This is a genomic window from Streptomyces sp. NRRL WC-3742 (assembly GCF_000720635.1).
GTDB lineage: Bacteria > Actinomycetota > Actinomycetes > Streptomycetales > Streptomycetaceae > Kitasatospora.
The window spans coordinates 39,146-60,132 of the sequence record NZ_JOCF01000047.1 but is presented as its reverse complement, the minus strand read 5'-3'; the positions used below and the strand labels follow the sequence as shown (position 1 = coordinate 60,132).

Here is a 20,987-nt window from a genome sequence, read left to right as displayed (position 1 = left end):
TCCGCTGATCACGCCCTCCCGTGGGCCCCGTCCGCATGTGCACACCCCTTTCTCATCGCGCGGAACCCTCCGGCCGACCCACCGACGCACTTCCCGATGGAGCTGCAGACCATGACGCAGGCAACCACCACCGACCTCCTCGCCCGGGCCCGGACCTGGCTGGCCGAGGACCCGGACCCGCAGACCCGCGAGGAACTGTCCGCCCTGCTGGCCCGGGCCGAGGCCCCCGGGGCCGAGGAGGACGGCCAGCTCGCCTGGGCCGAGCTGGCCGGGCGCTTCGCCGACCGCCTCCAGTTCGGCACCGCGGGCCTGCGCGGCGAGCTCGGTGCCGGCCCGATGCGGATGAACCGCGCCGTGGTGATCCGGGCCGCCGCCGGCCTGGTCGCGTACGTGAAGAAGGAGGGCCTGGGCGACCTGGTCGTCATCGGCTACGACGCCCGCCACAAGTCGTACGACTTCGCCCGGGACACCGCCGCTGTGGTCGTCGGCGCGGGCCTGCGCGCCGCGCTGCTGCCCCGCGCGCTGCCGACCCCGGTGCTCGCCTTCGCCGTCCGCCACCTGGGCGCGGCGGCCGGCGTCACCGTCACCGCGAGCCACAACCCGCCGCAGGACAACGGCTACAAGGTCTACCTGGGCGACGGCTCGCAGATCGTCCCGCCGGCCGACGCCGGGATCGCCGCCGAGATCGACGCGATCGGCTCGCTGGACGACGTCCCGCGCGCCGACGGCGGCTGGGAGGTGCTCGGCGAGGAGGTCGTCGAGGCGTACCTGGACCGGGCCGTCAGCATCGTGGACGAGCACAGCCCGCGCGACCTCGACGTGGTCTACACCCCGATGCACGGCGTCGGCCGCGACACCCTCGTCGCCGCCTTCCGCCGGGCCGGCTTCCCCGCGCCGACCGTCGTCGCCGAACAGGCCGAGCCCGACCCCGACTTCCCGACCGTCGCCTTCCCCAACCCGGAGGAGCCGGGGGCGATGGACCTCGCCTTCCGCACCGCCGCCTCCGTCGGCCCGGACATCGTGATCGCCAACGACCCGGACGCCGACCGCTGCGCGGTGGCCGTGCCCGTCAACGGCAACGCGGCCGGCTCCGGCAACGGCACCTCCGGCTGGCGGATGCTGCGCGGCGACGAGGTCGGCGCGCTGCTCGGCTCGGCGCTCGTCGCCAAGAAGGCCGAGGGCACCTTCGCCACCACCATCGTCTCCGCCACCCTGCTCGGCCGGATCGCCGAGGCCGCGGGCCTGGACTACGCCGAGACGCTGACCGGCTTCAAGTGGCTCTCCCGCGCCGAGGGCCTGCGCTACGGCTACGAGGAGGCGCTCGGCTACTGCGTCGACCCGCAGGGCGTGCGCGACAAGGACGGCGTCACCGCCGCCCTGCTCGTCGCCGAACTGGCCGCCACCCTGAAGAAGTCCGGCCGCACCCTGACCGACCTGCTGGACGACCTGGCGCTGGAGCACGGCCTGCACGCCACCGACCAGCTCTCCGTCCGCGTCCAGGACCTCTCGCTGATCGCCGACGCCATGCGCCGCCTGCGCGAGCAGCCGCCGACCGCCGTGGCCGGCCTGGCCGTCACCCGCGCCGACGACCTGTCCGCCGGCTCCGCCGAGCTGCCGCCCACCGACGGGCTGCGCTACTACCTGGAGGGCGAGGCCGTGCGCTCCGCGCGGATCGTGGTCCGGCCCTCCGGCACCGAGCCCAAGCTCAAGTGCTACCTGGAGGTCGTCCTCCCGGTCGCCACCGCCGCCGACCTCGGCGCCGCCCGTACGCGGGCCGCCGAACTGCTCGACGCGATCAAGCGCGACCTCGCCGCGGCCGCCGGGATCTGACCCCCGCCACGACGGAAGGGCCCGCCGGTACTCGGCGGGCCCTTCTCCGTACGTACGTTCCGAGAGCGGTCAGACCGCGATCACCGTGATCAGCGCGACCAGCCCGATCAGCGTCGGCGCGATCAGCCACCAGCACCAGCGCACCACGACCGGCCCGGCGGCCGCCGGGTCGCCGGCCTTGCGCTCGGCCATCTCCTGGAGCACGGCGGTCACCTGATCGGACCACGCCTTCGTCGGGTCCGGGGAGCCGACGACCACCGGGTTGGCCTGGCGGCCGAAGATCATCCCGACCCGGGAGGCGTGCTCCCCGCCCTGGTTCTCCGCCCGCAGCCGGCCGGCCCGCTTGCGCTGGCGCAGCGACACCGGCACGGCCCAGACCTGGTACTTCTTTCCGCCGGCGAGCAACTCGACCGAGTACCCGGCGCGCAGGGCGTCCACCGAGGCCCAGGGCGCGGTGATCGTGCGCCACGGGTTGCACACCAGCAGCCCGGCGGCGGTCGCCCGCACCACCGGGCGCAGGGTGTAGGCGATCACCGGGGCGGCGAACAGCGGCAGGGCGGCGAGCGACACGTACGGGGTCCTGCCCGTCCCGTTCAGCACGGCGTCGCCGATCAGCCAGGCGGCGAGGGCGAGCAGCATCACGCCGGTGATCACACCGGGGACGGAGCGGTACACGCGGTCCGCGTACGCCTGGTCCCCGTCGGGAGCGGGCCGGCCCTGGTGGGGCCCGCCGTCGGATTGGGTCATGGCCTGATTCTGCCCCATGCCCGCGGGAGACCACAGGCCCCGACGATCACCGTTCGACGACGAACGCCTAGCGGATGTGTACGACCTCGGCCCGGAAGCCGCCGGCGAGGCGCTCGACCACCGACCAGGCGCGATCCGTGGTCAGGACGGGAAGGTCGAGGCGTTCGGCGACGGCGATGCACAGCGAGTCGGCGGTGGACAGGGTCCCGGGCCTGGCGGACCTGATGTGCCGCAGGTCGTCCTCGGTCCACCGGGATCTCGTGGCGTACGAGAGGTGGCGCAGCTCGGCGGCCCGGACGGCGTCGGCCTGGGTGACGTCCTCGACGATGACCAGGCCGGCGCCAACCAGGTCGTCCGCGATGCGGCGCGGCGGGCTGGGGTGTCCGTACGCCTGGGCGCGGCGCAGGACCTCGGTGAGGCAGACGGTGGGCAGCCGGGCGCCGTCGAGGACGTCCTCGACCTGGGCGGCTCCGGGCTCGTCGGCCATCCAGGCGAGGACCGCTCCCGCGTCGAGAAGGCGGGTCATACGGCGCCGCGCTCCTCGTCCTCGTCCGCTTCCGCGCGGTCGTCGGCCGCGAGGTCGACGCCGGCCGGGAGCCGGAACTTCAGCCGGCGCTTGATGTCCTCGGCGGTCTCGATGATCACGCCGCCGTCCTCGAGCACACGCAGGTGGACGCGCGCGCCCTCCTGCATGTGCGCGGCACGCTGGATGGCGACGGGCAGGATGATGCGCCCTCGGTGCCCGACCGTGGTCGTGGCTTCCACCGGGCGGTCGCCTGTGACACTCATGAGCACAGGGTACCCACTTCCCAGAATGTGGACCACGGGGATTTCTGCGCACTATTGATCGATCTGCGCACCATCCGGTGAATCCCTGACCCGCCCCACCCCCAGATCTCGGTCCGGCCACGAAAGGGGGGCGCTCTAGCGGACGACTACGCGCGTAGATATGCTGGTCTGGTGACTATGTCCACTGTTGCAGCCAATGCCCCCGGCGTTGCGGGCAGCGGCCTCTCGGACGTTGCGGCGTCCGCGGCCTCGCTCCGCCGCTTCCTGCACGGCCTGCCCGGCGTCGACCAGGTCGGCCTGGAGGCGCGTGCCGCCACCCTCGGAACCCGCTCGATCAAGACCACGGCGAAGGCGTACGCCATCGACCTGGCGATCTCCATGATCGACCTGACCACGCTCGAGGGCGCGGACACGGTCGGCAAGGTGCGCGCCCTGTGCGCCAAGGGCAGGACCCCCGACCCGACCGACCCGACCACCCCCCGCGTCGCCGCGATCTGCGTCTACCCGGACATGGTCGCCACCGCGAAGGACGCCCTGCGCGGCACCGACATCCAGGTCGCCTCCGTCGCCACCGCCTTCCCGGCGGGCCGCGCCGCCCTCCCGGTCAAGCTCGCCGACACCGCCGACGCGGTGGCCGCGGGCGCCGACGAGATCGACATGGTGATCGACCGCGGCGCCTTCCTCTCCGGCCGCTACTTCGACGTCTTCAACGAGATCGTCGCCGTCAAGGAGGCGTGCAAGCGCGCCGACGGCACCTCCGCCCACCTCAAGGTGATCTTCGAGACCGGCGAGCTGCAGACGTACGACAACGTGCGCCGCGCCTCCTGGCTGGCGATGCTGGCCGGCGCCGACTTCATCAAGACCTCCACCGGCAAGGTCGCCGTCAACGCGACCCCGCCGGTCACCCTGCTGATGCTCGAGGCCGTCCGCGACTTCCGCGAGGCCACCGGCGTGCAGGTCGGCGTGAAGCCCGCGGGCGGCATCCGCACCACCAAGGACGCCATGAAGTACCTGGTGATGGTCAACGAGACCCTCGGCGACGACTGGCTGTCCCCGCACTGGTTCCGCTTCGGCGCCTCCAGCCTGCTCAACGACCTGCTGATGCAGCGCCAGAAGCTCGCCACCGGACGCTACTCCGGCCCCGACTACGTGACGGTGGACTGATCACCATGGCCAAGAAGAAGACCACCACCGAGGAGCCCGTGCGCAAGGCCGGCCTCTTCGAGTACGCCCCGGCCCCCGAGTCCCCCGCCGCCGCGGGCGACATCGCCACCTCCTACGGCCACTTCATCGGCGGCGAGTTCGTCGACTCCTCCGGCAGCGAGTCCCTGAAGACGGTCAACCCGGCCACCGAGCAGGTGCTCGCCGAGTTCGCCCAGGGCACCGACGAGGACGTGGACCGCGCCGTCGCCGCTGCCCGCAAGGCGTTCACCGACTGGTCGGCCCTGCCGGGCAGCGAGCGCGCCAAGTACCTGTTCCGGATCGCCCGGATCGTCCAGGAGCGCAGCCGCGAGCTGGCCGTGCTGGAGTCGATCGACAACGGCAAGCCGATCCGCGAGACCCGTGACGTCGACCTGCCGCTGGTCGCCGCGCACTTCTTCTACTACGCGGGCTGGGCCGACAAGCTCGACCACGCCGGCTTCGGCCCGAACCCGAAGCCGCTGGGCGTGGCCGGCCAGGTCATCCCGTGGAACTTCCCGCTGCTGATGCTGGCGTGGAAGATCGCGCCCGCCCTGGCGACGGGCAACACCGTCGTCCTCAAGCCGGCCGAGACCACCCCGCTGACCGCCCTGCGCTTCGCCGAGATCTGCCGCCAGGCGGGCCTGCCGAAGGGCGTCGTCAACATCGTCACCGGTGACGGCCGCACGGGCGCCGCGCTCACCGCGCACCCGGACGTCAACAAGGTCGCCTTCACCGGCTCCACCCCGGTCGGCCGGGCGATCGCCCGGCAGCTGGCCGGCACCCGCAAGAAGCTGTCGCTGGAGCTGGGCGGCAAGGCCGCCAACATCGTCTTCGACGACGCGCCGATCGACCAGGCCGTCGAGGGCATCGTCAACGGCATCTTCTTCAACCAGGGCCACGTCTGCTGCGCGGGCTCGCGCCTGCTGGTCCAGGAGTCGATCCAGGACGAGCTGCTGGACGCCCTCAAGCGCCGCATGGGCACCCTGCGCGTCGGCGACCCGCTGGACAAGAACACCGACATCGGCGCCATCAACTCCGCCGAGCAGCTGGCCCGGATCACCGCGCTGACCGAGGCCGGCGAGGCCGAGGGCGCCGAGCGCTGGTCCCCCGCCTGCGAACTCCCGGGCACCGGCTTCTGGTTCAAGCCGACCCTGTTCACCGGCGTCAGCCAGGCCCACCGGATCGCCCAGGAGGAGATCTTCGGCCCGGTGCTCTCCGTCCTGACCTTCCGCACCCCCGCGGAGGCCGTGGAGAAGGCCAACAACACCCCGTACGGCCTCTCCGCCGGCATCTGGACGGAGAAGGGCTCGCGCATCCTCTGGATGGCGAACCAGCTCAAGGCCGGCGTGGTCTGGGCCAACACCTTCAACAAGTTCGACCCGACCTCGCCGTTCGGCGGCTACAAGGAGTCGGGTTACGGCCGCGAAGGTGGCCGCCACGGTCTGGAGGCTTACCTCGATGTCTGATGTAGCAACGCGTCTCGAGGTCCTCAAGACCTACAAGCTGTACGTCGGCGGGAAGTTCCCGCGCTCCGAGAGCGGGCGGGTGTACGAGGTGACCGACTCCAAGGGCCAGTGGCTCGCCAACGCCCCGCTGGGCACCCGCAAGGACGCCCGTGACGCCGTCGTGGCCGCCCGCAAGGCGGTCAAGGGCTGGGCCGGCACCACCGCCTACAACCGCGGCCAGGTGCTGTACCGCGTCGCCGAGATGCTCCAGGGCCGCCGCGAGCAGTTCGCCGCCGAGGTGGCCCTCTCCGAGGGCATCGGCCCGAAGAAGGCCGCCGCGCTGGTGGACGCCGCGATCGACCGCTGGGTCTGGTACGCGGGCTGGACCGACAAGGTCGCCCAGATCGCGGGCGGCGCCAACCCGGTCGCCGGCCCGTACTTCAACCTCTCCACCCCGGAGCCGACCGGCGTGGTCGGGATCGTCGCCCCGCAGGCCGGGTACGGGCACTCGCTGCTCGGCCTGGTCTCGGTGATCGCCCCGGCGATCGCCACCGGCAACACGGTCGTGGTCGCGGCCGCCGCGGACGCCCCGCTGCCCGCGCTGTCGCTGGGCGAGGTGCTGGCCACCTCGGACGTCCCGGGCGGCGTGGTCAACATCATCTCGGGCCGCACGGCCGACATCGCGCCGACCCTGGCCTCGCACCAGGACGTCAACGCACTGGACCTCGCCGGCGCGATCGCCGAGGACGGCCCCGGCGCGGCGCCCGCCCTGGAGGCCGCCGCCGCGGATACCCTCAAGCGGGTAATCCGTCCGGAGCTGGACCCGTTCGCCCGGGACTGGACGGATGCGCCCGGTACGGACCGGCTACTCTCGTTCCTGGAGACGAAGACGGTCTGGCACCCGATGGGGATCTGACCTCCGTCCCCACCGGATTGAGTCACAACTCCACAGACTGGCCGTCCCCAGTGCCCTCTCCCCCCCAGGGCCCGGGCGGTCATGAGACGGACCCGCACCTATCCCCCCCAGGTGCGGGTCCGTCGACTTTCGTCGGCGTACCCCTCGACTTTCGGCGATCCCCGGGGCGGGCGCGCACGGCGCACAATCCTTCGTACCGGGACGTTCACCGGGACCTTCACCCGGACGAACGAGGGACCGAACGAGGGACCGAACGAGGGGGCGCCGTGGGAGAGTTGATCGCCGAGCTGATGCCGTTGCTCACGGACGGGTTCATCCGCCGCTGGCACGTCTCCCGCACCCGCAGGCGCCTGGACGCCGGCCGGCCCGTACGGATCCCGTGCTCGGCCCGGTCCGAGCGGCCCGGCTGGCAACGCGCCTACGTCAACGGGAAGCTGCACATCACCCCGGGTTCGCGCACGGTCACCTTCGGCTCCCGTGCGCTCGGTCACGTCGACCTGCCCGTCGGCGGCACCTTCCACGAGCCCGAGCCCGACACCTGGCACAGCCAGGACTGGGCCGCCACCGGCTACGAACCGCCCCTGGGCGGCCGGACGGTCTACCTCCAGGTCGACAGCCGCTACCTGTCGATGCTGCACCTCGCCCTGGCCGGTCCGGACGCCGTCGGAAAGGTCTGACCGACCGGTTTCGGTAACCGGCCGGGATGCGTCAGACTGGTGTCCCGTGAGTGACTCCCCCATGAACCCCGCACCGACCTCCCACGCCCGGGTGATCCTGATCTCCGGGCCGTCCGGATCGGGGAAGTCCTCCCTCGCCGAGCGCAGCGGCCTGCCGGTCCTCCAGCTCGACGACTTCTACAAGGACGGCGACGACCCGACCCTCCCCCGGCTGCCTGACGGCGCCGTCGACTGGGACACCCCGCTCGCCTGGCACCGCGACCAGGCGCTCGCCGCCATCCGCGCGCTGCACGAGCACGGGCGCGCCGAGGTGCCGGTGTACTCGATCCCGGACAACGGCCGCGTCGACACCCACGTCCTGGAACTCGGCGAGGCGGGCGCGTTCATCGCCGAGGGCATCTTCGCCGCCGAGATCGTCGCCGAGTGCGAGGCCCAGGGGCTGCTCGGCGACGCCCTGTGCCTGCGCAACGGCGCGCTCACCACGGCCTGGCGCCGGCTGCGCCGGGACGTCCGGGAGGGGCGCAAGTCGCTGCCCGTGCTGCTGCGCCGGGGCGCGCGGCTGATGCGGGCCGAGCGCTCGATCGTCGGGCGGCAGGTGGCGCTCGGCTCGTACCCGTGCGCCGGCCCCGAGGCCGAGCGGCGGATCGCCGCGGCGGCCTGGTCCGGGCGCTTCACCACCGTCTGATCGCCACCGTCTGAGCCGCTCGTACGACGTTACGACGACGGGCCCGGTGCGTCTCCCCCGCACCGGGCCCGTCGCCCTCGAACGATCCTCGGCTCCCCCACGGGCCGCTCCCCCGAGCCGACCCCCGGACCGTGACCGTCCGTTCCCGTCCCCCGACGGGAGTCCATCGCGGCGCCGCTACGCGACCAGCTCGCCGAACGCCCGGACGGTGTCGCCCGACTTGTTCAGGTGCTCGTCCTCGCGCAGGCGGCGCAGCGCACGCCAGATGCTGCTCTTGACCGTGCCGACGCTGATCCCCAGCACGTCGGCGATCTCCGGGTCGGTCTTGCCCTCGTAGTACCGCAGCACCAGCATGGTCCGCTGGTTCTCCGGCAGCTTCGCCAGCGCCTGCCAGAGCACGGTGCGCAGCTCGGTGCCGCCCATCGCGTCGGTGTCGCCGGCCGTCTCCGGCAGCTCCTCGGTCGGGTACTCGTTGACCTTGCGGCGCCGCCAGGCGGAGATGTGCAGGTTGGTCATGGTGCGGCGCAGGTAGCCCCCGACCGCGGCCTTGTCGGTGATCCGGCCCCAGGCGCGGTAGGTGCTGAAGAGCGCGCTCTGCAGCAGGTCCTCGGCCTCGTAGCGGTCACCGGTGAGGTGGTACGCCGTGGCGTACAGGGAGGCGCGGCGCTCGCGCACGTACGCGGTGAACTCCGTGATGTGGTCCTCCGCGACGGCCGGGTGCTCCCCCTGCGCGTCTCCCTGTCCCGCCTGGCCGGTACGGGCCGCCGCGGGGTTCAGCCGCAGCAGCGTCGCACCTGCGGCCTCGCGGCCGGCCGGCTCCCCCGAGCCGACCGTCCGCAGACCGCTGTTCCCCCGGTTACCCCCCAGGGCGTCCTTGCCCTCGACGCGGACGGGGAGGATCCCCCGCAGCGTGAGGGTGTTGGCGGAGTCGGCCGCACTCCCCGTCCGGCCGATCCCGTACAGCTCCCCCGTCCTGCCGCCGCCGCTCACCCGGCGTGCGGCAGGGTTTCCACCGGTGCTGTGCGCGCACCCCCGTACGGTCACGGCACCGGAGTTCTCGTCGGTCCTGACCTCGTAGCGGGTCCGGGGGGCGGTGGCTGACGAACGCGCGGTGCGGACAGCCGGGTTGGTCCGGGTCTGAAGCATGGCGTTCATCGTGCGCCCCCTGGGTCGGTACGAGCGGTTCCGGTTGCCGCCCTCCAGCCGGCCCTGGGGCCCGCTGTCCTGCGGCGACATGGAAAATCCTGCCCGGCGGTTGTGATGGCGCTGTCCGCCGACTGTCACAGGGGTGTCACAGGGGTGGGCCCTTCGTCCCGGTCCGCCCTCCTCCGTACCGGACGCCGGGGGCACTCCTTCCGGTTCCCGAACGGGCGGTGACCGGTCCGGGGGGTGATTCGGCGCGGCCGGTGGGCCAAAATGGGGCCGTGCCTTTCCTCCTACTGATCGAGGACGACGACGCCATCCGGACCGGCCTCGAACTCGCCCTCACCCGCCAGGGCCACCGCGTGGCCACCGCCGCCTCCGGTGAGGACGGTCTGAAACTCTTCAAGGAGCAACGGCCCGACCTGATCGTGCTCGACGTCATGCTGCCCGGAATCGACGGCTTCGAGGTGTGCCGACGCATCCGCCGCACCGACCAGCTGCCGATCATCCTGCTCACCGCCCGCTCCGACGACATCGACGTGGTGGTGGGCCTGGAGTCCGGCGCCGACGACTACGTGGTCAAACCGGTGCAGCCCCGCGTGCTGGACGCGCGCATCCGCGCCGTGCTGCGGCGCGGCGAGCGGGAGAGCTCGGACTCCTCCGCGTACGGGACCGTGGTCATCGACCGCGCGGCGATGACCGTCACCAAGGACGGCCAGGACCTCCAGCTCACCCCGACCGAGCTGCGGCTGCTGCTGGAGCTCAGCCGCCGGCCCGGCCAGGCGCTCTCGCGCCAGCAGCTGCTGCGGCTGGTCTGGGAGCACGACTACCTGGGCGACTCCCGGCTGGTGGACGCCTGCGTGCAGCGGCTGCGGGCCAAGGTCGAGGACGTGCCGTCGGCGCCGACGCTGATCCGCACCGTGCGCGGGGTGGGCTACCGGCTGGACCCTCCGGCCTGAGCCCCCATCCCCCTGCCGGACCCGCTCGGGTCCCTCAACCCCCGTAGCTCCCCCAACGTCCCCAACTCCCGTATCTCCCGTATCTCCCGTACGACGACAGGCTCACGTGACTGACCACCAGACGACCACCCGGCGCATACCGGCCGTTTCGTGGCGCCAGCTGCGCTCGCTGCGGGTGAGGCTGATCGCGGTGTTCGCGGCGGTCGCGCTGCTCGCCGCCGTCTCGGCCTCCGGCATCGCGTACTGGCTGAACCGCGACGCGGTGCTCAAGCGCGCCCAGGACACGGCGCTCAACGACTTCCGCGTCTCGCTCAGCCGCAGCGTCTCCACGATGCCGCTGAACGCGACCTGCCAGGACCTCGCCGGGCTCGCCTCCGGCGTGGCCAGCTCCGGCCTGAGCTACGAGGTGGTGGTGACGGACCCGGAACACCCGGAGTGCTCGGCCTCCTCCGACCCGGCGCACTTCACCCTCGCCGACGTCCCGGCGCCGCTGCAGTCCACCGTCGCCAAGCCGCGCGAGGTCACCGACAGCAACCCGTACCGGTACCACCTGTACTGGCAGCGACAGAACCTGGAGGGTCGGCCGTTCCTGATCGGCGGCAGCAAGGTGATGCCGAACGGCCCGACGGCGTACATGTTCAAGTCGCTGGAGAACGAGCGGGCCGACCTCAACACGCTGGGCTGGTCGCTGTCCATCGCCACCCTGCTCGCCCTGATCGGCTCCGCGCTGCTCGCCCAGGCCGCCTCCGCCACCGTGCTGCGGCCGGTCAAGCGGCTCGGCGACGCCGCCCGCAAGCTCGGCGAGGGGCGACTGGACACCCGGCTCGAGGTCGACGGCGCCGACGAACTCGCCGACCTGGCACGGACGTTCAACCGGACGGCGGAAGCACTGCACGAGCAGGTGGAGGAGCTGAGCGCACGCGAGGCGCAGAGCCGGCGGTTCGTCGCCGACATGTCGCACGAGCTGCGCACCCCGCTGACCGCGATGACCGCCGTCACCGACATCCTGGAGGACGAGGCCGAGTCCCTCGACCCCATGATCGAGCCGGCCGTACGGCTCGTGGTGAGCGAGACCAGGCGGCTGTCCGACCTGGTGGAGAACCTCATGGAGGTCACCCGCTTCGACGCCGGCACCGCGAAGCTCGTCGCCGACGAGGTGGACATGGCCGACCTGATCATGTCCTGCATCGACGGCCGGGCCTGGTACGACGCCGTCGAACTGGACGCCCCGCGCGGCATCCTGGCCGTCGTCGACCCGCGCAGGCTCGACGTGGTCTTCGCCAACCTGATCGGCAACGCCCTCAAGCACGGCGGCTCGCCGGTGCGCGTCAAGGTCCGGCAGACCGGGGACTCGGTGGTGGTCGAGGTCTCCGACAGCGGCCCCGGCATCCCCGAGGACGTGCTGCCGCACGTCTTCGACCGCTTCTACAAGGCCGACCGGGGGCGGGCCCGCTCCGAGGGCAGCGGACTGGGGCTGTCGATCGCGATGGCCAACGCGCAGATCCACGGGGGCACGATCACTGCGGCCAACGGGGAGGTCGGCGCGGTGTTCACCCTGACGCTGCCACTGGCCCCGCCGGCTCCGCCGTCCGAGGACGAGACCGAGGGCGGCCCGGTTCGCGACGCCGCCCGGGACAAGGACGCCACATGACCCGCTCCACCGCCGCACGTTCGACCGACGTGCGTTCGACCGACGTACGTTCACCCGCTCTGCCGACCACCCGGCCGACCGGCCGACCGGCCGCCCTGCCGACCGTCCTGCGCCGCTCGGCCGGGGTGGTCGTGCTCCTCGCGCTGGCCTCCGGCTGCGGCATCCGGCCCACCGCCGTGCCCGTGGACGCCGGGGCCCCGGCCAGCCGGACGGCCTGCCCGACCACCCCGCACGTGCCGACCGCCCTGGCCACCCCCGCCCCGACCCCGGCCGTCACCCCGGCCCGGGGCGGGGCCGCCAAGGGCGCCGCGAGCCCGTCCCCGGCCCCTGCGCAGGCGAGCGCGCCGCCGGACAACCCGTTCAGCGCCGTCCCCAGCGCGGGCTGCCGGTAGGGCGTGACTTTCGGCGCCCGCCCGGCGTGAGCCGAAGGACACGCCCTCGTCGCACGGGGCGCCGCAGGGGCGCTTTCGGAATGTTCACGCCGGGTGTGGAACCGTCGCGCCACCGGCTCACGTCCTTCCCCCCGTGCAGCGAGATGGCACCAGGACACGCGACGAGCGTTCCGTCGTGCGGACCGAGACCGGGCCGACGGCGGTCGTCCACCGTCCCCTCCGCCTGATCGGGCTGGCGGGCCTGGCCTGCCACCTGGCGGTGGTGCTCTGGCTGGTGGTGCTCCGGCCCCTGCCGGTGGCCTGGGTCTACGACGCCAACCTGACGCCGCTGGCGTCGCTCCGCTCCTCGACGGGCTGGCAGGTCGCCGGCGAACTCCTGCTGCTGGCCCCGCTCGGGGTACTGCTCCCGCTGGCCGGCGGGCGCGTGCGGGCGGGCTGGCTGCCGTCCTTCCTACGCACCACCGGCGCCTCCGCCATGCTGGCGACGGGCCTGGAGTTCCTCTCCTCCTGGACGCCCGGGCACGTGCTCAACGTGGACCACATCCTGCTCGCGGTGATCGGCGTGGCCGTCACCCACCTCGCCTTCGTCCCGGGCCTGCGGCACGTGCTGCGCGCGGACGGGCGCCGAGCGGGCGGGGGCCGAGCGGGCGGGGGCCGCCGTCCGGATCGCAGCGGCGCCGACGGCCGTCACTGCCGTCGTCACCCCCGTCGTCACCCCCGTGACCGTCGTCGCCCCCCGGCCCCGCGCCTACGCCGAGCCGACGCCGCCCGCCACCTGAGAACCCCGGCGCCCCTGGGAGACCACCCGGCCGCCGACCTCGATCAGCCCGCCCGGGCGCGGCCCGGTCAGCAGTTGCGAGCCCCGGCCCTGGGTGATCGTCAGCTCCCGGCCGAGGCGCGCGGTCAGCAGCAGGGCGGCCGCGCCCGTCGCCTCGTCCTCGTCGATGCCGTCGCCCCGCCCGGGGAAGGCCCGGGCCCGGACGGTACCGGCCTCCTCGTCCTGCCAGGCCCAGGCGTAGATCCACTCGCCCGGCGGCGGCACCTCCAGCGCGTCCACCTCGGCCGCCGAGCCGTACTGACGCAGGGTGCGCCCGGGCGCCCACTCGGGCCGGGCCTCGATCCTGGTCAGCCCGCCCTCGCGGCGCACGCCCACGACCCCGGCGGCGGTGACGAGCCGGTCCACGCCGAGCAGCCAGGCCGCGCCCACGCAGGGGTGGCCGGCGAAGGGCAGGCGCAGGGTCGGGGTGTAGATGTCGATCTCCCCGCTCACCGGGTCGTCGACGAACACCGTTTCGCTGTAGCCGAGTTCCCGGGCGAGGGCCTGACGGTCCGCCCGCGCCGGCAGCAAGGCGCCTTCGCGCACCACACCGAGCTCGTTCCCGTATCCACCGTCCGGTCCGCAAAAGACCCGCAGCAGCTCATAGCCGACCATTTTCCACCTCGTCAATCGCCGTTCCGACGTAGCGCAATGACACCGTGATGAAAAGGCGACGTCGGATGTCAGCCGCCTCCAGTACTGTGCGCTCTCGTCCCTGAACGGTTCCTCCGTTTTTCATTCCGGTCACAGGAAGCACCTTGAATCTCGATTTCAGCGTCGACCCGCTCTTCTCCTGGTACGTCGTGGCGCTTGCCCTCAGCGGCATTCTCCTGCTCGGACTCGGCATCGCCGGTACGAGCGTGAAGATCGGGATGCGGATCATCTGCAGCCTGGCCGGCCTCGGATTCCTCGGCTACGCCTACTACCTGGCGTTCGTCTTCGACGGCCTCACCTACACCGTGTTCTACAAGGTGTTCATCCTCCCCGTGCTGCTGATCGTCACCATGGTGAAGTCGATCGTCGAGGGCAACAAGGCGAAGAACGCGCAGGCGGCCGCACCGGTGGCGCCGTACAACCCGAACGCCCCGTACAACCCGAACGCGCCGTTCGACCCCAACGCCGCGCAGGCACCCGGTGCACAGGTCCCGCCGCAGACTTGGCAGCCGACCACCCCGGCCGCGCCCGTCGCCCCGGCCCCGCAGGGTGCCCCGGCCGCGCCGCAGGGCGCCCCGACGTACCAGCCGGGCACGCCCGCCCAGCCGGTGGCGAACAACCCCTACGCGCAGCCCACCCCGCCGCAGCAGCCGCCGACGGCCTGAGCTCCGCCCGTACGGACGCCTCGAGGGCCCGCCCCCGCAGTGGAACTACTGCAGTAGTGCCACTACATACGTAGTGCGACTACATCCGTAGTGGCACTACGGGGGACGGGCCCTCTCGTCGTACCCGGGGTCAGCCGCGGGCGGCAGCCTTACGGCGGCGCGCCACGACCAGGGTGCCCGCGCCGAGCGCGATCGCGGTGGCGCCGGTGATCGCCATCGGGGCGGCCGAGGAGCCGCCGCCAGTGGAGGCCAGGGTGGCGCCGGTGGCCGACGCGGCGACGGTGGTCGACCCCGACGAGCCAGTGGCCGACGAACCCTGCGCGCCCGTGCCGCTCTGCGCGGCCGGGACGACCGGGGCCGGGGTCGCCGGGGCGGGGTCGCTGGTCGCGGAGGTCCCGGGGGTCGCGGGGGTCGTGGGAGCCGGGGTGGCCGGAGTGGTCGCGCCGCCCGTGGCCGCGGCCTCGATCTTGAACGGGGCCTTCGGGCTGGACGTCCCGGCCTCGCGCTCACCGGGCCCGGGCAGGCTGTACCCGTTGGCGAAGACCGTCTCGGCGGCGACCGGCGCGTCCTTGGTGAAGGCCAGCCGCAGGTTCACCGTGCGGGTCTCGTCCTTGGGCAGCGCGATGACGTCGCCGGCCTTGCTGCCGGTGAGCAGTTCCACGCCCAGCTGGGTGCCGGGGATGTCGCCGTCCGGCCTCGGCGTGGCGGCCAGCCACTTCCCGTCCTGCGTCTGGAACTCCAGCTTGACGGCGTCGGGCCGCAGCACACCCTCGCCCTGGAAGACGATCGCGGGGACGATCTGCAGGTCCTTGCCGGTGCGGTTGGTGTAGACGGCCTTGAACGTCTTCGCCTCGCCACCGGCGGTGAAGGTCTCGGGCAGGCCCTCGACCCTGACCTCCGGCAGACCGGCGGTGGGCGGGGTGACCGGACCGCCCACCGGCTCGATGGTGAAGTGAGAGAAGCTTCCCGACGCCTCGGAGGTCCGCTGCTCGAAGGGGAGCGTCGGGTCCTCGACCATGGCCCTCAGACCTGCGGAGGTCGAGCCGGGGGCGGCGTCGGCGGCGAGGGTCAGCCGCAGCCGGTAGGTGGCCTCCGCGCCGGGGGCCAGGTGGAACCGGTTGTCGAACTCGTCCAGCAGCCAGAAGCCGCCGAGGTCGTTGCCGTTCAGCTTCCCGGCCACCCACTGAGTGGTGCCCGGGCGCTGGAACTCCAGCTTGAGCTGGGTCTGCTTGAGGGCGGGGCCGACGCCGGCCACGGTGAAGGCGGTGTCGTCCACGTCGACCTGATGGTCGGCGGTGTTCTTGAGCGTCGCGGTGAACTCGACCGCGCTGCCCGCCCTGACGGTGGTCGGGAAGCCGCTGACGGTGACTGTGACGGGCGAAGCCTGGCCCTGGGGCGCGGGGGCCGTGGGGCCGGGTGCCGCCGGGGCCGCGAACGCGGCGGGGGCCGAGGTCAGGGCGACGCCGGAGACCAGGGTGGCGGCGGCCGCGACTGCGAGGAGCCGGCGGTGCTGAATGCGCAAGGGAACCTCACGGAGGAATGCGGGCGAGCGCCCGGGGAAGTGCGAAGTCGCAGACGTGAGGGGCAGCTTGAAGCCGTTGGAAGCCGCGAGGGCGCCGCCGATTCAGCCCCCCATGATCAGCGACCGCGGAATCATATCCAGATGATCCGACAGCTTCGCCACGGGGTTTCCCGCCCCCACCCGGAGCCCGCCCCCGTCCCCGAATGGGACTTCCGTCCTCAGGGCCCTCCCCGAGACGACCCCGACGGTCGGCTACTCCTCCCCGGTGACCCGCCGGGGCTGCGAATCACCTGGTGGGCGGAGGCTTCCCGCCCGTCCGCGGCGGAGCATGGAAGTACACCCGCCGGACCGGCCGACCGGGTCGCAACCGATTGGGAGACCACCATGGCCCGCCTCGCCCGCCCCCGCCACAACCGCGTCATCGCCGGCGTCTGCGCCGGGATCGCCGAGCGCTTCGGCCTGACGCCCTGGACCGTCCGCCTGATCTTCCTGGCCTCCTGCCTGCTGCCCGGCCCGCAGTTCCTGGTCTACCTCGCCCTGTGGGTGCTGCTCCCCCAGGAGCCGTGATCCCGGCGGGCGCACGCGAACGGGCCGCCCGCCCCGGTGTTCCCGGGGCGGGCGGCCCGTCGTGCTGCGTGCTGTCTGCCGGGTCAGCCGGCGAGGCCCGGCAGCGGCAGGGCGCCGGTCAGCCCCCCGATCGGGGTCTTGTCGACGCCCGGGATGGTCGGGATGGCCCCACGGGTCTGCGTCACACCGGCGACCGGCGCGGCGGCCGGGGCAGCGGCCGGAGCGGCAACCGGGGCCTCCGGGGCCGCGGCGGCGGCGTGGCCGGCGGTCGGGGCGAGGGTGCCGAGCGCGCCGGTGACCTTGTCGCCTCCGGGCAGCTTGGAGGCGGTGTCGGTGACCGCACCGGTCACCGCGGGGTTCGTCACAGCGCCGGTGGGAAGCCCGAGGCCGCCGGGCGCCGGGGCGTCGGCGGAGGCGGTGCCGGCACCGACCGCCGCGATGGCGATGCCGAGCGCGGCGGTGCCGGCGGCCTTGAGAGCCTGCTTCATGGTTCGTCCCCTTGGGTCGTCGTCGGTGGCCGGCTTCGACGCGGAGGGCGGAAGGGCGACCGCCGCCACCGCTGTCGTCGACGGCATGACTGGCACACCGTAGTGAGAGGTTCGCGCCAGGACCAAAGGGCGTTCACCCACCCGAGGGAATAGTCGGATGAACACCAATTTCCGTACGAGAAAAGGGCGTTCATCCGACCTCGTGTACGACCGAGGACTCAGTTGCCGGCGCCGGAGGCGAACAGCCACTCCGCCTTGAGCTCGGCGTAGCCCGGCTTGATCACGTCGCCGATCATCGCCAGCCGCTCGTCGAAGGGCAGGAACGCGGACTTCATCGCGTTCACGGTGAACCACTCCATGTCGCCCAGCGTGTAGCCGAAGGCGTCCACCAGGTGCCCGAACTCCTGGCTCATGCTGGTGCCGCTCATCAGCCGGTTGTCGGTGTTCACCGTGACCCGGAACTTCAGCCGGCTCAGCAGCCCGATCGGGTGCTCGGCGTACGAAGTGGCCGCCGCCGTCTGGAGGTTGGAGGTCGGGCACATCTCCAGCGGGATGCGCTTGTCGCGCACGTACGCGGCCAGGCGGCCGAGCTCGACGGAGCCGTCCTCGTTCACCGTGATGTCGTCGACGATCCGCACGCCGTGGCCGAGCCGGTCGGCGCCGCAGCACTGCAGGGCCTCCCAGATCGACGGCAGGCCGAACGCCTCGCCCGCGTGGATGGTGAAGTGGTTGTTCTCGCCCTTGAGGTAGTCGAAGGCGGCCTGGTGGCGGGTGGGGGGGTACCCGGCCTCGGCGCCCGCGATGTCGAAGCCGACGACGCCCGCGTCCCGGTGGCGGTTGGCCAGCTCGGCGATCTCCTGCGAACGCGCGGCGTGGCGCATCGCGGTGATCAGGGTGCCGACGCGGATGCGGTGACCGGCCGCGCGGGCGTTGGCCTCGCCGAGGCGGAAGCCCTCCTGGACGGCCAGGACGACCTCGTCCAGGCTCAGCCCGCCCTCCAGGTGCTGCTCGGGGGCGTAGCGCACCTCGGCGTACACGACGCCGTCCGCGGCCAGGTCCTCGGCGCAGTCGGCGGCGACCTTGATCAGGGCCTCGCGGGTCTGCATGACGGCGCAGGTGTGCGCGAAGGTCTCCAGGTAGCGGACCAGCGAGCCGGAGTCGGCGGCCTCGCGGAACCACTCGCCGAGTTCCTTGGGGTCCATGGTCGGGAGGCCCTCGTAGCCGACCGCGGCGGCCAGCTCGACGACGGTCTCCGGGCGCAGCCCGCCGTCCAGGTGGTCGTGCAGCAGCACCTTCGGCGCGCGGCGGATCTGGTCGGGGGTGGGAATGCGCGGGCCCGTGCCCGCGGTGGTGACGGGGATCTGCTTCTCCATTGCGGAAATATAGCCCCTACGCGCGTAGACCCACCACCGGGAATACCACCGGATGGTCCAAACTCCACGCGGAATTCCACCGACCGGTCCATACGATCCACCAATCGGCAATCCGCCGCCCATTCGTCAGTCGTGGTGCAGCAACCGCCCCCGCCGCGACAGCACGAAGTCCCGGAACGCCGCCACCGGCGGGGTCAGCGGCCGCCCCGCCGCCCAGGCCAGCCCCACCGCCCGGCGCGTCCTCGGCGCCGTCACCTCCAGCTCCACCACTCCCGGCCGGGGCACCAGCGGCGGCGGCAGCAGCGCCACGCCCAGGCCCGCCGCCACCAGCCCGCGCAGCGTCTCCGCCTCCTCCCCCTCGAAGGTCAGCCGGGGTACGAAGCCCGCCTGCGCGCAGAAGTCGTCGGTGATCACCCGCAGCCCGTACCCCGGCTCCAGGCCGACGAACGGCTCCTCCGCCACCTCCCCCAGCCTGATCCGCCGCCGCCCGGCCAGCCGGTGGTCCGCCGGGACGACCAGGTTCAGCCGCTGCTCGTCCAGCGGGCGGGCGACGAACGCCGGATCGTCCGGCAGCGGCGCGACCAGGCACAGGTCCAGCTCCCCCGCCCGCAGCCGCTCCAGCATCGCCCCGCCGTAGTCCTGCACCAGCTGGAACCGCACCTGCGGGTGCTCGGCCCGGAACCCCCGCAGCAGCGCCGGCACCGCGTCCGGCCCCATCGTGTGCAGGAAGCCGAAGGCCACCCGCCCGGCCGCCGGATCCGCCTCCGCCCGGGCCGCCTCCGCACCCCGCTCGACCTCCGCCAGCGCCCGCTCCACCGAGGCCAGCAGCAGCCGCCCGGCCCTGGTCAGCCGGACGGTCCGGCCCTGCCGGGCCAGCAGGTCCACCCCCAGCTCCTCCTCCAGCCGCGCCACCGCCCGCGACAGCGTCGGCTGCGGCACCCCGAGCAGCGCCGCCGCCCGCGTCACGTGCTCCAGCCGGGCCACCGCCGCGAACTGCGCCAGCCTCGGCGCCAGCAGCACCGCCGGCTCGCCGGGCCCCAACTCGGCCACCCGGTGCCCGAGTTCCCCACCGTCCACCGACTCCGGCCCCGCCATGCCGCCACCACCTGCCCTCATACGTGTGAGCATCGATCATCCCCCCTTCATGCATTGGACGCATCAACCGCCACGGGCCTACGGTCGTGCCCATGCAGCCCGCCGATACCAAGGCAGCCCCGACTGCCCCCACCTCCGCCCCCACCTCCGGCCCGGACGACCGCCACCGCCCCGGGCAGCGCGCCTTCCGCCGCGCCAACCTCGCCCTGTTCGCCGCCGGTGTCGCCACCTTCGTCCTGCTGTACTCCACCCAGGGCCTGCTGCCGATCCTCTCCGCCGACCTCGACCTCACCCCCGGCCAGGCCAGCTGGACGGCCTCCGCCGCCACCCTCGGCCTCGCGCTCGGCCTGCTCCCGGCCAGCGCCCTCTCCGACCGCTACGGCCGCACCGCGGTCATGACGGCCTCCACCCTCGCCGCCGCGACCCTCGCCCTCGCCCTGCCCCTCGCGCCCGACCTCACCACCCTCGTCGCCCTGCGCGCCCTCCAGGGCGCCGCCCTCGCGGGCCTGCCCGCCACCGCCATGGCCTACCTCGCCGAGGAGATCCACCCCAGCGCCCTGGCCTCCGCGATGGGCCTGTACGTGGCCGGCAACAGCATCGGCGGCATGGGCGGGCGCCTCCTCTCCGGCTGGACCGCCGCCGCCCTCGGCTGGCGCTGGGGCCTGGCCGCCTCCGCCGCCCTCGCCCTCCTCGCCGCCCTCGCCTTCCGCCTCCTCATCCCCGCCGCCCGGCACTTCACCCCGGCCCCCGTGGACGCCCGCGCCCTCGCCCGTACGGTCGGCGGACACCTGCGCAACCCGCTGCTGGTACGGCTGTACGCGCTCGGGCTGCTCTTCATGGCGGTCTTCGGCGCCGTCTACAACACCATCGGCTACCGGCTGATCGCCGCCCCCTTCCACCTGCCGGAGTCGATCGCCGCCTCGATCTTCGTCGTCTACCTCGTCGGCACCGGTACCTCCGCGGCCGCCGGCCGCCTCACCGCCCGCCTCGGCCGCCGCGGCGCCCTCTACACCGCCATCGCCGTCACCACCGCGGGCCTCCTCCTCTCCCTCGCCGACTCCCTCCCCCTCACCCTCCTCGGCCTCGTCCTCATCACCGCCGGCTTCTTCGCCGGCCACGCCACCGCCTCCGCCGCCGTGGGCCGCACCGCCACCCACGGCCGCGCCCAAGCCTCCGCCCTCTACCTGATCGCCTACTACCTCGGCAACAGCCTCGGCGGCACCCTCGGCGCCGACGCCTACCACTCCACCGCCTGGCCCGGCACCACCACCATCGCCCTCACCGCCATGACCCTCGCCACCGCAGTCACCCTGTACGCCACCCACCAGGCCCACACGGCACGGCGGGCGGTCGCGGACGCTTGACAGCGGGCGCCGATACGCTCCAAAGC

At 73.2% G+C, this 20,987-nt stretch carries 21 protein-coding genes and 1 pseudogene; 13 read left to right on the top strand and 9 right to left on the bottom strand.

Going from position 1 to position 20,987, the window contains the following annotated elements; all coding sequences use genetic code 11:
* Positions 1–111 precede the first annotated feature (111 nt).
* Complete coding sequence (locus tag IH61_RS0124730; RefSeq protein WP_031073482.1) at positions 112–1,830, top strand: phospho-sugar mutase; 1,719 nt, start codon at positions 112–114, stop codon at positions 1,828–1,830.
* 69 nt (positions 1,831–1,899) lie between these two features.
* Here the strand turns inward: IH61_RS0124730 and IH61_RS0124725 are convergent, their stop codons facing one another.
* The 3 genes from IH61_RS0124725 to IH61_RS0124715 form a co-directional block, all read right to left on the bottom strand.
* Entirely contained in the window at positions 1,900–2,577 is a 678-nt protein-coding gene (locus IH61_RS0124725) for a PH domain-containing protein (RefSeq protein WP_051837906.1), read from the bottom strand.
* 67 nt (positions 2,578–2,644) lie between these two features.
* A complete protein-coding gene (locus IH61_RS0124720) occupies positions 2,645–3,103 on the bottom strand; it encodes a PIN domain-containing protein (RefSeq protein WP_031073479.1) in 459 nt (152 codons plus the stop codon).
* Positions 3,100–3,366: an AbrB/MazE/SpoVT family DNA-binding domain-containing protein gene (locus IH61_RS0124715; protein WP_158845269.1), complete on the bottom strand. Its 267-nt coding sequence runs from the start codon at positions 3,364–3,366 to the stop codon at positions 3,100–3,102. The genes IH61_RS0124720 and IH61_RS0124715 overlap by 4 nt, the downstream gene beginning before the upstream one ends.
* A 177-nt stretch (positions 3,367–3,543) precedes the next feature.
* On the opposite strand from IH61_RS0124715, the gene deoC reads away from it, so the two are divergent.
* From deoC to IH61_RS0124690, 5 genes are all read left to right on the top strand, one after another.
* A complete protein-coding gene (gene deoC / locus IH61_RS0124710) occupies positions 3,544–4,530 on the top strand; it encodes a deoxyribose-phosphate aldolase (protein WP_031073475.1) in 987 nt (328 codons plus the stop codon).
* Between the two features lie 5 nt (positions 4,531–4,535).
* On the top strand, positions 4,536–6,014 hold the full coding sequence (locus IH61_RS0124705; RefSeq protein ID WP_051837882.1) for an aldehyde dehydrogenase family protein: 1,479 nt from the start codon (positions 4,536–4,538) through the stop codon (positions 6,012–6,014).
* Positions 6,007–6,909 (top strand): aldehyde dehydrogenase family protein, encoded by a 903-nt coding sequence (locus IH61_RS0124700; RefSeq protein WP_031073471.1) that lies wholly within the window; start codon positions 6,007–6,009, stop codon positions 6,907–6,909. The genes IH61_RS0124705 and IH61_RS0124700 overlap by 8 nt, the downstream gene beginning before the upstream one ends.
* A gap of 266 nt (positions 6,910–7,175) precedes the next feature.
* Positions 7,176–7,586 carry a hypothetical protein gene (locus IH61_RS0124695; RefSeq protein ID WP_158845265.1) on the top strand — a complete coding sequence of 137 codons (411 nt, stop codon included), beginning with the start codon at positions 7,176–7,178 and terminating at the stop codon, positions 7,584–7,586.
* 61 nt (positions 7,587–7,647) lie between these two features.
* Entirely contained in the window at positions 7,648–8,271 is a 624-nt protein-coding gene (locus IH61_RS0124690) for an ATP-binding protein (RefSeq protein WP_031073467.1), read from the top strand.
* Positions 8,272–8,448: 177 nt separating this feature from the next.
* On the opposite strand, the gene IH61_RS0124685 is transcribed toward IH61_RS0124690, so the two are convergent.
* Positions 8,449–9,057 (bottom strand): SigE family RNA polymerase sigma factor, encoded by a 609-nt coding sequence (locus IH61_RS0124685; protein WP_420713999.1) that lies wholly within the window; start codon positions 9,055–9,057, stop codon positions 8,449–8,451.
* Positions 9,058–9,695: 638 nt separating this feature from the next.
* On the opposite strand from IH61_RS0124685, the gene IH61_RS0124680 reads away from it, so the two are divergent.
* The 4 genes and pseudogenes from IH61_RS0124680 to IH61_RS50365 all read left to right on the top strand — a co-directional run.
* The gene (locus tag IH61_RS0124680) at positions 9,696–10,373 is read left to right on the top strand and encodes a response regulator transcription factor (protein ID WP_031073463.1); all 678 of its coding nucleotides are present in this window, start codon (positions 9,696–9,698) and stop codon (positions 10,371–10,373) included.
* A 106-nt stretch (positions 10,374–10,479) separates the two neighbouring features.
* A complete protein-coding gene (locus IH61_RS0124675; protein ID WP_051837880.1) occupies positions 10,480–12,024 on the top strand; it encodes a sensor histidine kinase in 1,545 nt (514 codons plus the stop codon).
* Entirely contained in the window at positions 12,021–12,416 is a 396-nt protein-coding gene (locus IH61_RS47130; protein ID WP_031073461.1) for a hypothetical protein, read from the top strand. The genes IH61_RS0124675 and IH61_RS47130 overlap by 4 nt, the downstream gene beginning before the upstream one ends.
* A 133-nt stretch (positions 12,417–12,549) precedes the next feature.
* A pseudogene (locus IH61_RS50365) lies at positions 12,550–12,942 on the top strand (hypothetical protein); the annotation flags it as partial.
* Between the two features lie 222 nt (positions 12,943–13,164).
* Here the strand turns inward: IH61_RS50365 and IH61_RS0124660 are convergent.
* A complete protein-coding gene (locus IH61_RS0124660) occupies positions 13,165–13,848 on the bottom strand; it encodes a PhzF family phenazine biosynthesis protein (protein ID WP_051837876.1) in 684 nt (227 codons plus the stop codon).
* Between the two features lie 143 nt (positions 13,849–13,991).
* On the opposite strand from IH61_RS0124660, the gene IH61_RS43170 reads away from it, so the two are divergent.
* Positions 13,992–14,552, top strand: a complete 561-nt coding sequence (locus tag IH61_RS43170) for a hypothetical protein (protein ID WP_051837875.1) — start codon at positions 13,992–13,994, stop codon at positions 14,550–14,552.
* Positions 14,553–14,682: 130 nt separating this feature from the next.
* Here IH61_RS43170 and IH61_RS47125 read toward each other — a convergent pair whose 3' ends face one another.
* Positions 14,683–16,074 (bottom strand): hypothetical protein, encoded by a 1,392-nt coding sequence (locus IH61_RS47125; RefSeq protein ID WP_031073457.1) that lies wholly within the window; start codon positions 16,072–16,074, stop codon positions 14,683–14,685.
* Between the two features lie 384 nt (positions 16,075–16,458).
* Here IH61_RS47125 and IH61_RS0124645 point away from each other — a divergent pair, with 384 nt between their 5' ends.
* A complete protein-coding gene (locus IH61_RS0124645; RefSeq protein ID WP_031073456.1) occupies positions 16,459–16,641 on the top strand; it encodes a PspC domain-containing protein in 183 nt (60 codons plus the stop codon).
* 83 nt (positions 16,642–16,724) lie between these two features.
* On the opposite strand, the gene IH61_RS0124640 is transcribed toward IH61_RS0124645, so the two are convergent.
* From IH61_RS0124640 to IH61_RS0124630, 3 genes are all read right to left on the bottom strand, one after another.
* On the bottom strand, positions 16,725–17,129 hold the full coding sequence (locus IH61_RS0124640) for a hypothetical protein (RefSeq protein ID WP_031073455.1): 405 nt from the start codon (positions 17,127–17,129) through the stop codon (positions 16,725–16,727).
* Between the two features lie 218 nt (positions 17,130–17,347).
* The gene (locus IH61_RS0124635) at positions 17,348–18,502 is read right to left on the bottom strand and encodes an adenosine deaminase (protein WP_051837872.1); all 1,155 of its coding nucleotides are present in this window, start codon (positions 18,500–18,502) and stop codon (positions 17,348–17,350) included.
* Positions 18,503–18,628: 126 nt separating this feature from the next.
* Entirely contained in the window at positions 18,629–19,597 is a 969-nt protein-coding gene (locus IH61_RS0124630; protein WP_078911367.1) for a LysR family transcriptional regulator, read from the bottom strand.
* Between the two features lie 92 nt (positions 19,598–19,689).
* On the opposite strand from IH61_RS0124630, the gene IH61_RS0124625 reads away from it, so the two are divergent.
* Positions 19,690–20,961: an MFS transporter gene (locus IH61_RS0124625; RefSeq protein ID WP_031073452.1), complete on the top strand. Its 1,272-nt coding sequence runs from the start codon at positions 19,690–19,692 to the stop codon at positions 20,959–20,961.
* Positions 20,962–20,987: the final 26 nt, after the last annotated feature.

What these genes read in the sequence shown, in the direction of transcription:
- IH61_RS0124730 (WP_031073482.1), top strand. Translation starts at nt 112, where the DNA reads ATGACGCAGGCAACCACCACCGACCTCCTCGCCCGGGCCCGGACCTGG.
- IH61_RS0124725 (WP_051837906.1), bottom strand. Translation starts at nt 2,577, where the DNA reads ATGACCCAATCCGACGGCGGGCCCCACCAGGGCCGGCCCGCTCCCGAC.
- IH61_RS0124720 (WP_031073479.1), bottom strand. Translation starts at nt 3,103, where the DNA reads ATGACCCGCCTTCTCGACGCGGGAGCGGTCCTCGCCTGGATGGCCGAC.
- IH61_RS0124715 (WP_158845269.1), bottom strand. Translation starts at nt 3,366, where the DNA reads ATGAGTGTCACAGGCGACCGCCCGGTGGAAGCCACGACCACGGTCGGG.
- deoC (WP_031073475.1), top strand. Translation starts at nt 3,544, where the DNA reads ATGTCCACTGTTGCAGCCAATGCCCCCGGCGTTGCGGGCAGCGGCCTC.
- IH61_RS0124705 (WP_051837882.1), top strand. Translation starts at nt 4,536, where the DNA reads ATGGCCAAGAAGAAGACCACCACCGAGGAGCCCGTGCGCAAGGCCGGC.
- IH61_RS0124700 (WP_031073471.1), top strand. Translation starts at nt 6,007, where the DNA reads ATGTCTGATGTAGCAACGCGTCTCGAGGTCCTCAAGACCTACAAGCTG.
- IH61_RS0124690 (WP_031073467.1), top strand. Translation starts at nt 7,648, where the DNA reads ATGAACCCCGCACCGACCTCCCACGCCCGGGTGATCCTGATCTCCGGG.
- IH61_RS47130 (WP_031073461.1), top strand. Translation starts at nt 12,021, where the DNA reads ATGACCCGCTCCACCGCCGCACGTTCGACCGACGTGCGTTCGACCGAC.
- IH61_RS0124660 (WP_051837876.1), bottom strand. Translation starts at nt 13,848, where the DNA reads ATGGTCGGCTATGAGCTGCTGCGGGTCTTTTGCGGACCGGACGGTGGA.
- IH61_RS0124645 (WP_031073456.1), top strand. Translation starts at nt 16,459, where the DNA reads ATGGCCCGCCTCGCCCGCCCCCGCCACAACCGCGTCATCGCCGGCGTC.
- IH61_RS0124640 (WP_031073455.1), bottom strand. Translation starts at nt 17,129, where the DNA reads ATGAAGCAGGCTCTCAAGGCCGCCGGCACCGCCGCGCTCGGCATCGCC.
- IH61_RS0124635 (WP_051837872.1), bottom strand. Translation starts at nt 18,502, where the DNA reads ATGGAGAAGCAGATCCCCGTCACCACCGCGGGCACGGGCCCGCGCATT.
- IH61_RS0124630 (WP_078911367.1), bottom strand. Translation starts at nt 19,597, where the DNA reads ATGGCGGGGCCGGAGTCGGTGGACGGTGGGGAACTCGGGCACCGGGTG.
- IH61_RS0124625 (WP_031073452.1), top strand. Translation starts at nt 19,690, where the DNA reads ATGCAGCCCGCCGATACCAAGGCAGCCCCGACTGCCCCCACCTCCGCC.